Below are 15,702 nucleotides of genomic sequence, written 5' to 3' on the forward strand. Positions count from 1 at the left end.
TTTACAAGTTATGAATGCTTACGAGGAACCAAAATAAAAAATCAGGCCTACTTTTCGATAGTAGAGCCTGATCCATTAAAATGTTAATGAAATAATAATCAAAATATTCAAAAAAATAAATATTCTTTGCTATAATAAATATATATGAAAAAGTGGAAGGGAGAATAGTGAGCAACGGGAATTTGTAGATAAATTAAAAAACGTAAATAACCCCCAAATTTGTAAATACCTCTTAAAGTGAGCGCTTAAAAATGGAAACGCCTTCACAATGTCGGAGGAGGTTATAAGATGAAACATCCTTATTTAACTGAAGACCATGAAATTTTTCGCAAGTCTTTCAGAAAGTTTTTGGAAAAAGAAGCATATCCCTTTTATGGACAGTGGGAAGAGGACAGAATGATTCCCCGCTCCCTTTGGACGAAGATGGGAGAGTGGGGCTTTCTCTGTCCTGATTTAGAGGAGAAATATGGCGGCAGTGAAGTCGATTGGGGTTTTTCTGTGGTTATTAATGAAGAACTGGAACGAGTAGGTTCAGGTCTAGTTGGAATTGGGCTGCACAATGATATTGTCGTTCCCTACATCACATCATTCGGTTCCGATGAACAAAAACAGCGCTGGCTCCCGCGATGTGTAACAGGAGAGCTGATAACATCCATTGCCATGACAGAACCGGGTGCAGGTTCTGATCTAGCCAATATCAAAACAACTGCCAGGCTTGACGGTGACCATTATATTGTTAATGGACAAAAGACATTTATCACAAATGGAATTCAATCCGACCTCATTGTTGTTGCCGTTAAAACGGACCTTCATGCATTACCGAAGCATAAAGGAGTCAGCCTGCTGGTAGTAGAAAGAGGTACTCCGGGCTTTTCCAGGGGTAGAAAGTTAAACAAAGTTGGCCTGCATTGTCAGGATACAGCTGAATTGATATTTGAAGACTGTCGCGTCCCGAAGGAAAACTTACTCGGGGAGGAAGGCAAAGGATTTCTTTATTTAATGGAGAAACTCCAACAGGAACGCCTTGTTGTCGCGATAGCGGCGCAAACGGCTGCGGAAGTGATGCTCAAGATGACGATTGATTATGTAAAGAGCCGCGAAGTGTTTGGAAAACCCATCAGCGAGTTTCAAAATACCCAATTCAAAATTGCCGAGATGGCTTCAGACATAGAAATGGGAAGAGCCTTTTTAGACTGCTTGATCGCCGAACATATCGATGGCCGAAATGTCGTCACTAAAGTGTCGATGGCCAAATGGAAGCTGACGGAAAATGCCAAAAAGATTGCCGCTGAATGCATGCAGCTCCATGGAGGATATGGCTACATGGAAGAATACGAGATATCAAGAAGATATCGGGATATTCCGGTGGCAAGCATTTATGCAGGCACGAATGAAATCATGAAAACGATTATTGCGAAAAACCTAGGATTATAGAATTCCTGAGAGGAAGATGAAGATGCGTGAAGTGGTAATTGTAGAGGGTGTTCGTACACCTGTAGGAAAAAGAAACGGCGTTTTAAAGGATATCCGGCCGGATGATTTGGCTGCTTTATTATTGAAGGAACTCGTCATTCGAGCCGGTATTGACCCTGCCATCGTGGAAGATGTCATATTGGGGTGTGTTACCCAGGCCGGTGAACAAGCAGGGGATATCGCTAGGGTTGCCGCTTTAATTGCCGGATTCCCAATTGAAGTTCCGGGAACTACGATTGATCGCCAATGCGGTTCAAGTCAGCAGGCAGTACACTTTGCCGCCCAAGCGATTTTAGCAGGTGATATGGATGTAGTGATTGCCGGCGGGGTCGAGAGCATGTCCCGTGTGCCAATGGGATTAAACTATGGGACTGCAGAACCGTTTAGCCCTAAGCTAAAAGAGAAATATGAAATGATCCATCAAGGCTTGTCTGCCGAACGAATTGCTGCAAAATATGGTTTTACCCGCAAGGAGCTTGATCAATTTTCACTTGAAAGCCATCAAAAGGCCTTAAAGGCACAGGCAGAAGGCTATTTTTCAAGAGAAATTTTCCCGCTTGAAGTAACGCTCCCGGATGGGACAACAGCTGTAATCAAGGATGATTCCGGTCCGAGACAGGGTACATCACAGGAGGCTTTGGCAGGGCTCCGCACTTCATTCGCAGAAGATGGGGTGATTCATGCAGGGAATTCCAGTCAGATCAGCGATGGCGCTGCAGCGGTATTGCTGATGTCCCGCGAGAAGGCAGAGGAGCTCGGGCTTAAGCCTCGTTTCCGTGTCCATACCCGTGCGGTGGTCGGTTCTGATCCAACCTTAATGCTAACAGGGCCGATCCCTGCGACACAAAAAGCCTTAGAAAAAGCGGGCCTTGCCATTGACGACATCGATGTATTTGAGGTCAATGAAGCCTTTGCTCCTGTCCCGCTAGCATGGCTGAAAGAAACAGGTGCTGATCCGGCAAAACTTAACCCGAATGGCGGAGCTATAGCCCTAGGCCATCCATTAGGCGGAAGCGGTGCCCGTTTAATGGTAACTATGATGCACGAACTCGAGCGTACGGGCGGCCGTTTCGGATTGCAGACAATGTGTGAAGGTCACGGCATGGCCAATGCTACGATTATCGAGCGGTTGAATTAAATAAAGGGGCAACCGGTTAAATAACCGATTGCCTGCATACACACTTAAGGGGGAAATTGGATGGGTATGACGATTGGGAAAATTTTTGATTTAACGGTGAAAAGATTTCCGAACAAGGAAGCCATTTATGATATGAGAAAAAATATCCGCCTAACTTATAAGGAATGGAGTGAACAGGTTAATCAACTTGCCCATGTACTCTTAAAAGAAGGAGTAAAAAAGGGCGACCGTGTTTCAACGTTTCTTTTCAATACCGAGGAATTAGCAACTGCTTTTTTTGCCTGTGCTAAAATTGGTGCTGTTTTTAATCCGATTAATTTCCGCTTAACCGCTGAAGAGGTTGCCTATATCTTATCTGATGCATCTCCCAAGATTGTTCTTTTTGAAAAAGTATTAGAACCTGTTATTTCCGCAATTGAAAATCGCTTCGAGAAAATCTCCTTCTGGTATATAGATGAAAAAACCCCTGATTATGCTGTCAGCTACAACGAGAGACTTGTTTCCGGAACTAAAGAGAATATTCAGGTAGAGGTCGATGAAAATGATTTGTATGCGATTATGTATACGAGTGGGACAACCGGGAGGCCAAAAGGAGTTCTCCACAAACATCGAAATATTGTCGAGCAAAGCTTAATTGTCATCGGTGCGACAAAGCTGGAGGATACTGACGTTGGCCTAGTAACCGCTCCAATGTTTCATTGTGCGGAGCTCCATTGTAATATCCTTCCGCGAGTGCATGCCGGCTGTAAAAATGTCATCCTCCACCAATTTAATCCTAAGAATGTCCTGCAATTGATTGAACAAGAAAAGATTACGAAATTTTTCGCGGCACCAACCATGTGGAATATGCTCCTGCAAGAGGATTTGAGCCTTTATAACCTTTCAAGTTTGAAGCTTGGTTTGTATGGCGCTGCTCCGATGGCCCCATCGCTTGTTCATGCATGCCATGATCGCCTTGGTATTTCTTTAGTGCAAGCGTACGGAATGACCGAAATGGGACCGGCAATTACCTTCTTGTCAGAGGCTGATCAGCTTACAAAAGCGGGTTCTGCAGGCCGGGCCTGTTTAAATCATGATATCCGGATTGTCCGCACAAGGGAGGATGGTCCATCTGATCCGGATGATGTTGTACCTAAGGGAGAAACAGGTGAAATCATTGTTCAGGGACCGTGTATGATGACCGGCTATTTTGGTCTTGATGAAGCAACTGAAAAAGCGATGTATAAAGGTTGGTATCACACCGGTGACATTGGTTATTTGGATGAAGATGGCTATCTTTGGGTGAATGACCGTGTCGATGACATGATTATCAGCGGCGGAGAAAATATTTACCCAAGGGAAGTGGAGGATGTCCTGCACGCCCATAAGGGAGTCCTGGATGTGGCCATTGTTGGGCAGCCAGATGATCGCTGGGGAGAAACCGTTACGGCCTTTGTAGTAAAAAAAGATCCGAGTGTGACCGAACAAGAACTTGATGAGTTTTGTAAAAATAGTGATAATCTTGCTAATTATAAACGGCCGCGAAAGTATGTTTTTTGTGATGCCCTTCCTCGGAATGCCAGCGGGAAAATCCAAAAATTTATTCTTAGAAAACAGCTGGAAGAGATTTTTACTAAAAGGTCAACCAATTCATAGGAAAGGATTTAACATATGCTAAAAGGAATTAAAGTCATCGATTTTACCAACTATCTACCAGGTCCCTTCGCTACGTTACGCTTAGCAGAATTAGGCGCTGAAATTATCAAAATTGAGCCGCCGGAAGGCGACCCTGCCCGTAGTACAGGAATTAAAAAGGAAGGAACAGGCCTCGTTTTTCTGGCGAACAATCGTCTGAAGAAAAGTCTCACGCTCAATTTGAAGGAAGAAGAAGGTCGTCAAATTGCTTTGAAATTAATTTCTAACGCTGATGTCATTTTAGAAAGCTTTCGCCCAGGTGTTATGGGAAAATTAGGTCTCGGCTATAATGATGTAAAAAAAATAAAGCCTGATATCGTTTATTGCTCGATTTCAGGATATGGACAACAAGGGCTGCTAAGTGTACTTGGCAGCCATGATATCAATTACATGGCATTAAGCGGAGTGCTGTCTCAGCTAAAGGATAAACATGGAAAACCGGTACATCCAAGCATAACCTTTGCAGATTTTATCGGAGGAATGGCGGCGAATGAACGGATTTTGGCGGGGGTAGTGTCGAGATTTTTAACCGGTCAAGGAAGTTATCATTCTATTTCGATCACGGACCAAATGGTGTCATTAATGGGGAACCATGTCATGGTTGAAAAGGAAACGGGTGAAGCTCAAGGTGTCTCTGTTTTAACCGGGAGTATTATTTCATATGGGTTATATGAAACAAAAGATGGGAGATATATGAGCCTGGGGGCACTGGAGCCGAAATTTTGGCAAAATTTTTGTACGGCGCACGGGCGTGAAGATTGGATCGAGGCTCATTTTTCAAAATCGGCTGATTCAAATCCCGTATTTCGGGAACTAACAGCTCTTTTTAAAAGAAAAACCTTTTACGAGTGGATTGAATTTGCGCAAATGGTAGATTGCTGTTTGGCTCCGATGCTCGAAGCAGGGGAACTGATTGATAACCCTTATTTTAAAGAGAAGGAGCTGGTGTTTGTTTCTTCATGGGGAGACTATCAAGTTAAAATGCACAGTGATATCAAGGATTTATATTTTACTCCTCCACCCAAAAAAGGCGAGCATAATGACGAAATTTTGAATGAGATTTACAGATAATATTGAATTAAGGCTGTCGAAAATACCACGACTGCCTTTTTTATCCAAAAATTTTTCAATAGCTAACTGAGAGAGTAAACAATGTGATGAATCAAAAGGATAGAGAAATTGGGAAAAGTTTCCTCTGTCCTTTGATTAGTTGAAAAAAACAAATCTGTATATTACTGAAGTGGGTAGTCCGATAATTTTACAAACCTGAAACCCTGTTTTTTTAGTTCAGGTATGGCTAATTTTATTCCTTCAGCAGTTTCTCCTTCAGGATGGTTCATATGGAAAATAGCTATTGAACCAGGTTTGGCAGCTAAAAGAGCATCTCTAACTTGATTGCGATTGTATGTTGCACCGGCGTCACCAAGAATGTTGTAATTCACGGGTTGCTCGCCAATTTCATGGACAATTTTTGCACCAACTTCATCATAATAAGCAGTCCCGGACCGGAAGAAACGAGGAGGAGCACCAAGTAGCTTCTCCATTTTTCGGTGATTGCCTAGTACTTCATCAACGATTTGTCCAACATTCTCTGTCCCTTTGATTCCCCAAGCCGATTTTCCGTTTATCGAAAGGGGTTTATGAAGGGTTCCGTGATTTTCTAATTCAAAAAGTTGTATCTTAGATAAAGCCATAAAGGTCCAATAATTGGCATCAATCCACCTGCTATTAATAAAAAGTGTAGCGGGAATTTGCTGCTGCCGCAAATAATAAATTAATTCAGAATCATAGCGGCTGCCGTTTGTTCCCCCACAAGCATCGAAAGTAAGGGCAATGACTTTATCAGACGTATTTAATCTCGTCCTTACCCCTGTAACATTTTCTCCCCACTCTTTAGGGACTTGGTATTTTTGTATTAAATATTGTTTTAGTTGTTCATCTGTTGTTGCAGGAGTATCGGGGTTGCTGGTTAATAACAGTTTATAGTTATTGGGCTGAGGTGAAGAAGTTTGCGCAAGTCCTTTCTGATTCTCAGTTATATGGTGATTACAACTAGTTAAAAGAGAAACACAACATATAAAGCTGCAGAATTTGAGCCCTTTCATGTTGACCCCGCCTTTTTCTCTTTAGTATGAGGTTGGTTACCTTCTTTATAACTGGTAGAATCGGGCAATTTTTGCTGTAACAATGAGATAAAAATATAAAGCACCTTCAACTACCAATTTGGACAGTCAACAACAAAGAATCTTAAGGAAAACATTTCACCGGGCACCACATCCCATAACCCTTGTTCGCCTTAATAATTCGCTATTCACCAAATTCACCCATCCATTTAACTTTCCATTCAGTTATAATAATAGAATATCTGCTATTTATTTTTAAACTTAAAACATAACCAATTCAAAGTGAAAGGAGAGACAAGCTTGTTTGAAAAAGCACTGCCATTATTAGAATCCTATTTCGGGTACAGGTCCTTCCGCACCGGTCAAGAGCATGCAATCCGTGCTGTTTTAGACGGAGAAAATACCATTTGCGTCATGCCAACAGGCGGAGGTAAATCGATCTGCTATCAAATCCCCGCTTTGGTCCTGCCAGGTACAACGATCGTCATTTCTCCACTTATATCCTTGATGAAGGATCAGGTTGATACACTTCTTCAGGTGGGAATTCCAGCAACATTTATTAATAGCTCGTTAAGTTTTAGAGAAGCGAATCAGCGAATGCAAGATGCATTACAAGGAAAGTACAAGCTGTTATACATTGCGCCCGAAAGATTAGAATCAAGTGATTTCATTGAAGATTTAAAAAACATGGAAATCCCATTAGTTGCAGTAGATGAAGCCCATTGTATTTCACAGTGGGGCCATGACTTCCGCCCAAGCTACCGCCATATTCAGCAAATGGTTCACAGCCTTCCGCAAAAGCCTATTGTATTGGCACTTACTGCAACAGCAACACCCAGGGTCCGGGAAGATATCTGTAGCCTGCTAAAAATTGATGAAGAAAATACGATTATTACAGGATTCGAAAGGGTAAATTTATCATTTTCCGTGATTAAAGGACAGGACAGAATTAAGTATTTAGTAGACTATATTAAAAAGAATGAAAAAGAAGCAGGTATTATTTATGCGGCAACAAGGAAGAACGTGGATCAGCTCTTTGAAAGGCTACGGAAAGAAAACGTCAATGTTGCCCGCTACCATGCAGGGATGGGAGACGATGAGCGAGCCGGGGAGCAGGAGCGATTTTTACAGGATAAAGCATCGGTAATGGTCGCCACTTCCGCCTTTGGAATGGGAATTGATAAGTCCAATATCCGCTATGTACTTCACTTTCAGCTTCCAAAAAACATGGAGAGTTATTATCAAGAGGCGGGACGTGCGGGACGGGACGGCCTTGAGAGTGAATGTGTGCTTCTTCATTCCTCACAGGATGTGCAAATTCAACGCTTTTTAATCGACCAATCAAGTGAAAGAAACCGGATTCATGCTGAGTTAGAAAAATTGCAGCAAATGGTAGATTATTGTCATACGGAAAACTGCCTGCAGGAATTTATTTTAAACTACTTTGGGGAAACGGAAACGGAGCCATGTGGAAGATGCTCAAATTGCACAGACGACCGGACAAGCATTGATGTCACAAAAGAAGCCCAAATGGTGATGTCCTGTGTGATTCGGATGGGGCAGAGATTTGGAAAGACACTCACGGCCCAGGTGTTAACCGGTTCGAAAAATAAAAAAGTAACCGAGTTGGGTTTTGATAAACTCACCACATATGGAATTATGAAGGACCAAGGGGCAAAAGAAGTTAGTGATTTTATTGAATTCTTAATATCCCAGGAGCTAATTGCAATTGAGCAAGGAACGTATCCTACACTCTATGTTTCTCCAAAAGGAAAAGACATCCTTCTTGGAAAACATCAGGTCCGCAGGAGAGAATCAGCTAAGGTTAAGCAAGTCTCGAATGCTGACCCATTGTTTGAAGAACTTAGAGAGGTAAGAAAAAAGATTGCCGAAACGGAAAAAGTGCCGCCGTTTATGATTTTTTCCGATGCCAGCTTAAAGGATATGTGTGTCAAGGCACCGCAAACGAGCGAACAGTTATTACAGGTTAGTGGTGTCGGTGAGCACAAGCTTCAAAAATACGGGCTGGAATTTATTCAGGCCATCCGTGCATATTGCGAAGCCAACACAGACTATAAGAGCGAGATAGCAGCAGAAGAAAAAGCGCCAAAAAAACCGGCAAAAAAAGCAGCGGGGGATTCCCATATAGAGACACTTAACTTGCATAAAAATAATTACTCCATAAAAGAAATTGCCGAAAAAAGGGATCTGGCCATTAGCACCGTTGAAAACCACTTAATTCAATGTGCACAGCATGGGCTGGACGTTGATTTTTTAACGCTTATTCCGGCTGAATATCTTCTACTAATCAGGAAAGCGGTCGAAGAAGCAGGCCGAGATCGCTTAAAACCAATTAAAGAACTGCTTCCTGAGGAAGTTAGCTATTTTATGATTAAAGCATATCTATATTTTATAAGTAAGAAAAAATAGAATTGTCGATATCATATCAGATTATGTTGATATTTCCCGGGAATTTGTCGATATCTGTTAAATAGAAAACAAGGCTTAAAGTCCGGCCTTGTTTTTCATATTAATTTGAAAACTACACCTTCCTTAACGCTAATTTTTCCAATTTTCTTAAAGGCTGCATTTCCATATTGTTTTAACCACCATTCGAAGTTACGTTTAATGTTTTCTTATTTTATACAAAAAGTGTTAAATATGTATTGCTAGGGAAAACTCGCCATTTTGCAAAAGAATTTTGCTTGTTACGTTACAAAAAAACCGAATCATATTAGCATTTTAATGGACATAAGCTTTTGTAAACAATAGTGAGTAAAATTAGCTAAAATATCCATAAATCAGCTATAATAAAAAGGTTTTTTAAAACTGATTTTAAGGAGTTCAACATGTCAACATTGAGAAAAATTACCCCAATGCATGATCCTTGGGAAGCCTATTTAGATATCGAACAATATGGGAAGCAGCAGCTCACCAATATTGAATTCACCACGACTACCCTATGTAATATGCGGTGCGAGCATTGTGCAGTAGGATATACGCTCCAAACAAAGGATCCCGAGCCACTGCCGCTTAATCTATTGTTAAATAGGTTAGAGGAGATATCGATGTTACGATCTCTTAGTATTACAGGGGGAGAACCGATGCTATCACTGTCCTCTGTAAAAAACTATGTGCTGCCAATCTTAAAATATGCACATGAACGAGGAGTCCGAACTCAGATTAACTCCAATTTGACGCTTGATTTAGCACGTTATGAATTAATCATCCCTTATTTAGATGTCCTACATATCTCTCATAATTGGGGAACCGTCGATGATTTCGTCGAGGGTGGGTTTGCAAGGATGGAAAAAATGCCGGAATACAGTCAGCGGGAAAAATATTTTACGAGAATAATAGAAAACAGCCGTGAACTTGTTAAATCCGGTGTGATGGTATCAGCTGAAACAATGTTAAACAAGCGTACATTACCGCATTTGGAAAAAATCCATCGCCAAATCGTTGATGAAATGCTTTGCCAAAGGCATGAAGTCCACCCTATGTACCCCAGTGATTTTGCTAGCAATCTTGAAACATTGTCTCTTAATGAAATAAGAGAATCCATTCATCATTTGCTTGATATTCGGGATGAAAATGTTTGGATGCTCTTCGGTACGCTGCCTTTCTATGCCTGCAGCGGTATGCAGGAAGATTTAGATCTTTTGAAACGCCTGTATGGTAGTAAAAATGTTACGGTCCGCAATGACCCTGATGGCCGTTCCCGTTTGAACGTAAACATTTTTTCAGGTGAGATTATTGTCACGGATTTTGGCGATACCCCGCCGCTTGGAAATATCCAAACGACGAATTTGCAAGATGCCTATCAAACATGGCAATCTTCAGCTATTGCCGGAGAGTTAAATTGTCATTGCCCTGCAGTATCTTGTCTGGGGCCAAACATCTTAGTTAAGAATAGCTATTACAAAGATTATGACTTTACAAAACTCTCTTCCAATATTAAAAAATAGCAAAAAGACTCAATTAATTTTGGGTCTTTTTTTATATCGTATGCTTTGCAGACTCTTGGATTTTATCCTAATTAATTGTAAAAGATATGAAAAAGGGAAAATTAAGATAAAAAAAATAACCCCCCATGCTTTTAGCGCATTAGTGGATATAAAAAACATCTTTAAGAAGTTATCAATCAGAAAAATAATTGTAAGCAGCTAATGGAATAATATAGAAGGAATTAAAAAATGGAGGGAAATAATGGAACACTATGAAGCCTTTTTGAAAAGCAAGAACTGGAGCGATAATGATCTGGATGCCAGATTCATAAATGTAAACCATCCTTATTCGATCTTGATTTCCGGAGATGAAGGGGAAATTACCCTAAGGGGTAATACAGGCTTTGATAACGGCCAAAATGGGGAAGAAATTTTTAGCTTTACCTCGTTGAAAGAACTCCAAGAGTGGTTTGAAAATAATATTGGCGAGTAATTAAATTGAAGCGTGAAAGATGTCTTTCATGCTTTTTATCTGGGTAAAAAATAATTTGTAAATTTATCCAATATTAAAATTAAATGAACAAAAAGGAGAATGAATCTCTGTTTAACAGGTATCATCTTTTTGGAAAGAAGAAAGAAAACGGCTGTTAAATTAGTGAAAACTACTGCTGCAGAGTAAATTAATATTAATATGCCTTAGTTGGGCCATCCTTAATGGTTTATATTAGCAGAAAATAAGCCCGAACTTAAGGTGCGGTCATTTCCTGTTTTTATTATTGACGATTGATTCATTCCTTTGTTTTGATTTAAACTAAGAGACAACATAGATAAACGTGGAGAGATATAGATGAAAAATCAAGCATCACAAACGTACGAAATAATGGAAGTGTGTTTACTCGCGGGGAAAATCATGCTGCAAAGCGGAGGCGAGACGTATCGGGTCGAAGATACAATGATGCGGATTGCGGCTTCTTTTGGCATTGAAAACACCCATAGCTATGTTACACCGACTGGTATCATCTTTTCCGCAGAGGGGTCAGAGGAAACCAAAACCAAGCTTATTCGAATTTCCGAACGATCGACAGATTTGAAAAAAGTAGCAATGGTCAATAGTATTTCGAGGAGAATCAGCAGCGGTGAAGTCACCCTTTTGGAAGCGCTGGGTCTTTTAAATGAAATCGATTCCTTAGATATGACATTTCCCTTCATGGTTCAGGTTGCTGCCGCTTCAAGTGCCAGCGGTTGTTTCATGATTATGTTAAATGGCGGATGGAATGATTTCATTCCGGCGATGATTTCCGGTGGATTAGGCTACCTAAGCTTTGTATACGTTCATCGCTTTGTGCCAATAAAATTCTTTTCTGAGTTCTTGGCCTCATTCTTAATCGGTTTGTTATCTTTATTATTAGTAAAAATAGGAATAGGTCATCAGTTAGATAAAATTATTATTGGCTCAGTAATGACTTTGGTTCCGGGACTGCTGATTACGAATGCGGTAAGGGATTTGATGGCCGGGCATTTGGTGTCAGGATTATCAAAGGGCGCCGAAGCGTTCCTGACAGCCTTCGCCATCGGCTCGGGTATTGCCATCGTATTAGCGTTTTTGAAAGTATAAGGGGGCAGCAGTTTGACCATTTTAGGACAATTAATAACCGGCTTTATTGCGACAGGTGCCTTTGGGATTATTTTTAATGCACCGAAAGAAACGTTAGTGAAGTGTGGCCTCATTGGGATGGGAGGCTGGTTGATCTATTATGTAACAGAAGATTATTCCGGTGATTCTGTTATCGCAACACTGGGTGCCAGTCTGTTTGTGGCAATTATTAGCCAATTATTAGCGAAATTTTATAAAACACCTGTGATTATATTTAGCGTCGCTGGGGTTATTCCATTAGTACCCGGAGGATTAGCTTTTGATGCGATGAAGAACTTTGTCGAGAATGATTACAATTCAGCATTAGGCTCAGCAGCTAAAGTATTGATGATTTCCGGGTCGATTGCCTTTGGCCTTGTCTTTTCTGAAGTAATCAACCAGGTAATTCGAAAAATTAATTCCGAAAAAGTAAGAAATTGAACCTTTTAGTGAGCAATCACCGGAAGGTTTTTTTCTTAAGAAAAAGTTAAGGAACCTAATTTACAATAGGATTGGAATTTAATAGGGTTTATGGTTATTATTGTTTTTGATATAGTAATAGAGTAATACTATTGGTAAATTCATAAAAGAAATGAGTCTAATAGCTTATGAGAAAAATTATTTTTATAGTGTTTATAATATTGATATCATTTTTTAGTGCCCAAAGTGTGAACGTAAATGATATTTTTGCGGCCGTTACTAAACAGTTACAGCCTGATAAAACATCGGAAGTAGCTGGAGCTTTAAAAAGGAATGAATTTTCACCGACTGCAAAGGAAGCGTCTAAGGACCTACCAACGACAAAAGAAGTGAATCAGCAAGGAGCAGTGCCAAAGGAAATTCCGAAAAAAGTTACCGTGGCACCTGCAGAACCCGTGCTGCCGAATAGTATCATCCTGGATGTTCCACTCCTTTTGCAGTTAGATAAACCCCAATTATATAATGGGTGTGAGGTAACCAGCTTAGCGATGATTTTGAATTACCATGGTGTAAACGTGACGAAAAATACATTAGCTCAAAAAATAAATAGAGTTCCATTAACCTATAGCAACGGACAGAAGGGAAATCCCAATATCGGGTTCGTTGGAGATATGGAGGACGGACCGGGCTTAGGCGTTTATAATGGCCCGATTTTTAACCTTGCCCAATCCTATGTTGGGGATAAAGCTGTTAATTTAACGAACAGACAGTTTGACGAAGTATTAAAAATGGTAGGTCAGGGGCTTCCGGTTTGGGTAATCACAACAACCCAGTTTGCGCCGGTTTCTGTTTTTCAAAAGTGGAACACTCCTCAAGGGATGATGGAGATTACGTTTAGTGAACATAGTGTCGTTATAACAGGATACGATCAAAATTATATTTATATTAACGATCCATATGGCTTTAAAAACGAGAAAGTAAATCGAATTAATTTTATTAAAGCCTGGGAACAAATGGGCAAACAAGCGATTGTGATCGAAAAATAAAGAATGAGGCTGACTAGTTGAACAGGGGTCAGCTTTATTTTTTATTAGTAGAATGGGCAAAGGCAGAGGACCGTCGGCCCTCTGCCTTTTTTGCTTTTGATCCCTTTTGGATCTATATCGTAACTTGTGAATGGTTGTTTTATATCAGCCATTGCAAAGTAAAAATTAATTTATTGTAATTGTTTTAGAAAACAAATATGCCGCGGTTATTTTTCCACCTGATGGTTTTATACCTAAACGATGTAAGCCCTACCTCTCTTACATCCTTACGACTCCGAAGCCGATCCAGTGTGAATAAGTTTTTTCTTTTAAACATAAGCGAAAATGCCAGAAAAATTCTTACATTGCGTTATTTATCTATTACAAGTTACTGAAATCTAAAGCACAATAACTAATAGTACACCTATTGTATAGAAATGTCAAATTGCTATCCTTTCCGAGCGGAAAATTGCCGTTTTTTCGCTATCGCAAAGTAGCAGATGAAAATTACTCCAATCAACCCAAGGCTAATGAACACGCCCATTCTTTGGGTAGCTTGAAACAATCCGCCGGAGACACCCAATAGAATGAAGGCAATTCCTAAAAAGGAGGTGAAAGGAGCACCAGGCATTTTAAAATGTTCATTATTTTGGGTTCCTTTTCGCAATTTAATTTGTGATGAAAGAATCGTGGTCCAATTTAAAATCATCATTACACCGGCAGCGGTCGTTATATATTCATATATTTTACCTGGCAGAATAAACGATAAGGTAAGGGAAGCAGCTAGAGCGAGACCTGTTAAAAATAAAGACTTAAAAGCGGTTCCCCGCATGCTCTTCTTTGCAATCGTTTTAGGGGCATCCCCGTCCTCAGCCAATGATACCATGATGTTGGTGACAGAAAATAAAGCCCCGACCATTGTAGAAAAGGCTGCGCTAATAACAATCATGTTGAAAATAGTTCCGATAAAGGGAATATGAAAAATGGTTAACGCCGTAACAAATGGACTTTCTGATTCGTTAATAGTCGACCATGACACCATATACAGAACAAAGAAAATAGACAGAATGTACAAGGAAACAAGAGCAATCAACATGCCGATTCCTGCCTTCGGAACTTCGTTTCTATTTTTTAATTCAGAGGAGGCAATGCCAATAATCTCAATCCCTCCAAAGGAAAAAAATACAAAGATTAAAGCGGACCACATTCCTTTTATACCAGTTGGCATAAAGTGTTGAAAATCGCCAAAGCCTCTTAATGAAACCGCTTGGGGAGAAATAAAATGAACTAATAATAACAGGCCGAAAAATATAAAAATAACAAGTGTCGCTAATTTGATCATGGCAAAGGTTGATTCAATCTTGCCGAAATTTTTCACACCGAGAAGATTGATACCAAATGCAAGAACAGCGTAGGCAACGGTGAAAATCCACAGCGGGATATGGGGAAACCAGTAACGGGTAAAGGTTCCAAGGGCTACTGCCTCACTAGACATAATAAAAACGCCTGATAACCAATACATCCATCCCGATACAAAGCCCATCGAATTCCCGAATGCATTTTTTGCATAAGCACGAAAGGAGCCAGGCTGAGGGTCTCTGACCGTCATTTCTGCAAGGGCACTAAAGACAAAAAAGGCTGTGAGTCCGCCAACTAAGTAATTAAGTAAAATAGCGGGGCCTGCTGTTTTGATTGATAATCCTGTCCCTAGGAAAAAGCCTGCTCCGATGATTGAACCAATTCCAATCAGTGAAAGCTGCCACCAGGCAAGCCCTGAGGTTTCCCCTTTCTCAAGATTATCAGCCTTTTTATGGAGGACAGCTTGCTCAATTGTATGGTCATTGTTCATTTCATACTCTCCTTTCAATTCTTAAAACAAATACATTTTATTTATTCCCCCATTTGTGTGTAAAAAACATAGGAAAATAGAAAAGAGGGCCTTTTAACCGGGGAGCCCTCTTAGTATTGTCAATACTATTAATAGGATTAGTTATCAAAAAATCAAGTAAAATAGACAAAAAAGGCGGATTCGCAGGATTAGGTGACAAGCCTTTATCTGTTGGATTCGTTTTTTATTTCGAATATCGAATTTATTTTATCAGAATAATGAAAAAGCATATAAATATTATCCTGAATGAGAATGTCCTTAAGTGGAAAGCTTAAGTAAATGGGATTAATTGTTTTGGGATTAATTTGAAATAATTTTATTTTTCGAAAAATATTGCTTTTTTTAAAAATAAAATATATTATACCAATATACAAATTTACG

Annotated in this window: 12 protein-coding genes; 10 read left to right on the plus strand and 2 right to left on the minus strand. The window is 40.1% G+C overall.

The genetic code is table 11. The features are described 5' to 3' along the window. Window positions 1–288 precede the first annotated feature (288 nt). The 4 genes from J2S10_RS18520 to J2S10_RS18535 are packed head-to-tail and all read left to right on the plus strand — an operon-like array spanning window position 289 to window position 5,356. Window positions 289–1,434: an acyl-CoA dehydrogenase family protein gene (locus J2S10_RS18520; RefSeq protein ID WP_307410513.1), complete on the plus strand. Its 1,146-nt coding sequence runs from the start codon at window positions 289–291 to the stop codon at window positions 1,432–1,434. Window positions 1,435–1,456: 22 nt separating this feature from the next. After that, a complete protein-coding gene (locus J2S10_RS18525; RefSeq protein WP_307410516.1) occupies window positions 1,457–2,611 on the plus strand; it encodes a thiolase family protein in 1,155 nt (384 codons plus the stop codon). A 60-nt stretch (window positions 2,612–2,671) separates the two neighbouring features. Beyond that, window positions 2,672–4,246 carry a fatty acid--CoA ligase gene (locus J2S10_RS18530; protein WP_307410519.1) on the plus strand — a complete coding sequence of 525 codons (1,575 nt, stop codon included), beginning with the start codon at window positions 2,672–2,674 and terminating at the stop codon, window positions 4,244–4,246. 15 nt (window positions 4,247–4,261) lie between these two features. Then, window positions 4,262–5,356 (plus strand): CaiB/BaiF CoA transferase family protein, encoded by a 1,095-nt coding sequence (locus tag J2S10_RS18535; protein WP_307410521.1) that lies wholly within the window; start codon window positions 4,262–4,264, stop codon window positions 5,354–5,356. A 161-nt stretch (window positions 5,357–5,517) separates the two neighbouring features. Here J2S10_RS18535 and J2S10_RS18540 read toward each other — a convergent pair whose 3' ends face one another. Beyond that, the gene (locus J2S10_RS18540) at window positions 5,518–6,390 is read right to left on the minus strand and encodes a polysaccharide deacetylase family protein (RefSeq protein WP_307410524.1); all 873 of its coding nucleotides are present in this window, start codon (window positions 6,388–6,390) and stop codon (window positions 5,518–5,520) included. A gap of 318 nt (window positions 6,391–6,708) precedes the next feature. Between J2S10_RS18540 and recQ the strand changes: the two genes are divergently transcribed. The 6 genes from recQ (at window position 6,709) to J2S10_RS18570 (ending at window position 13,454) form a co-directional block, all read left to right on the plus strand. Next, complete coding sequence (gene recQ / locus J2S10_RS18545; RefSeq protein ID WP_307410527.1) at window positions 6,709–8,838, plus strand: DNA helicase RecQ; 2,130 nt, start codon at window positions 6,709–6,711, stop codon at window positions 8,836–8,838. Between the two features lie 419 nt (window positions 8,839–9,257). Then, window positions 9,258–10,376, plus strand: coding sequence for a radical SAM/CxCxxxxC motif protein YfkAB (gene yfkAB, locus J2S10_RS18550; protein WP_307410530.1), 1,119 nt, complete (start codon window positions 9,258–9,260; stop codon window positions 10,374–10,376). A gap of 241 nt (window positions 10,377–10,617) precedes the next feature. Then, complete coding sequence (locus J2S10_RS18555; RefSeq protein ID WP_307410534.1) at window positions 10,618–10,848, plus strand: hypothetical protein; 231 nt, start codon at window positions 10,618–10,620, stop codon at window positions 10,846–10,848. A gap of 354 nt (window positions 10,849–11,202) precedes the next feature. Next, the gene (locus J2S10_RS18560) at window positions 11,203–11,970 is read left to right on the plus strand and encodes a threonine/serine exporter family protein (RefSeq protein ID WP_307410537.1); all 768 of its coding nucleotides are present in this window, start codon (window positions 11,203–11,205) and stop codon (window positions 11,968–11,970) included. Between the two features lie 12 nt (window positions 11,971–11,982). Continuing rightward, on the plus strand, window positions 11,983–12,429 hold the full coding sequence (locus J2S10_RS18565) for a threonine/serine exporter family protein (RefSeq protein ID WP_307410540.1): 447 nt from the start codon (window positions 11,983–11,985) through the stop codon (window positions 12,427–12,429). A 398-nt stretch (window positions 12,430–12,827) separates the two neighbouring features. After that, window positions 12,828–13,454: a C39 family peptidase gene (locus J2S10_RS18570; RefSeq protein WP_307410955.1), complete on the plus strand. Its 627-nt coding sequence runs from the start codon at window positions 12,828–12,830 to the stop codon at window positions 13,452–13,454. Between the two features lie 427 nt (window positions 13,455–13,881). Here the strand turns inward: J2S10_RS18570 and J2S10_RS18575 are convergent, their stop codons facing one another. Continuing rightward, a complete protein-coding gene (locus tag J2S10_RS18575) occupies window positions 13,882–15,282 on the minus strand; it encodes an amino acid permease (protein ID WP_307410542.1) in 1,401 nt (466 codons plus the stop codon). Between the last annotated feature and the right edge of the window lie 420 nt (window positions 15,283–15,702).

Source organism: Neobacillus ginsengisoli, assembly GCF_030813055.1.

Coding starts and splice junctions, on each gene's coding strand:
- J2S10_RS18530 (WP_307410519.1), top strand. CDS start 2,672: ATGGGTATGACGATTGGGAAAATTTTTGATTTAACGGTGAAAAGATTT.
- J2S10_RS18575 (WP_307410542.1), bottom strand. CDS start 15,282: ATGAACAATGACCATACAATTGAGCAAGCTGTCCTCCATAAAAAGGCT.
- J2S10_RS18535 (WP_307410521.1), top strand. CDS start 4,262: ATGCTAAAAGGAATTAAAGTCATCGATTTTACCAACTATCTACCAGGT.
- J2S10_RS18520 (WP_307410513.1), top strand. CDS start 289: ATGAAACATCCTTATTTAACTGAAGACCATGAAATTTTTCGCAAGTCT.
- yfkAB (WP_307410530.1), top strand. CDS start 9,258: ATGTCAACATTGAGAAAAATTACCCCAATGCATGATCCTTGGGAAGCC.
- J2S10_RS18555 (WP_307410534.1), top strand. CDS start 10,618: ATGGAACACTATGAAGCCTTTTTGAAAAGCAAGAACTGGAGCGATAAT.
- J2S10_RS18560 (WP_307410537.1), top strand. CDS start 11,203: ATGAAAAATCAAGCATCACAAACGTACGAAATAATGGAAGTGTGTTTA.
- J2S10_RS18525 (WP_307410516.1), top strand. CDS start 1,457: ATGCGTGAAGTGGTAATTGTAGAGGGTGTTCGTACACCTGTAGGAAAA.
- J2S10_RS18540 (WP_307410524.1), bottom strand. CDS start 6,390: ATGAAAGGGCTCAAATTCTGCAGCTTTATATGTTGTGTTTCTCTTTTA.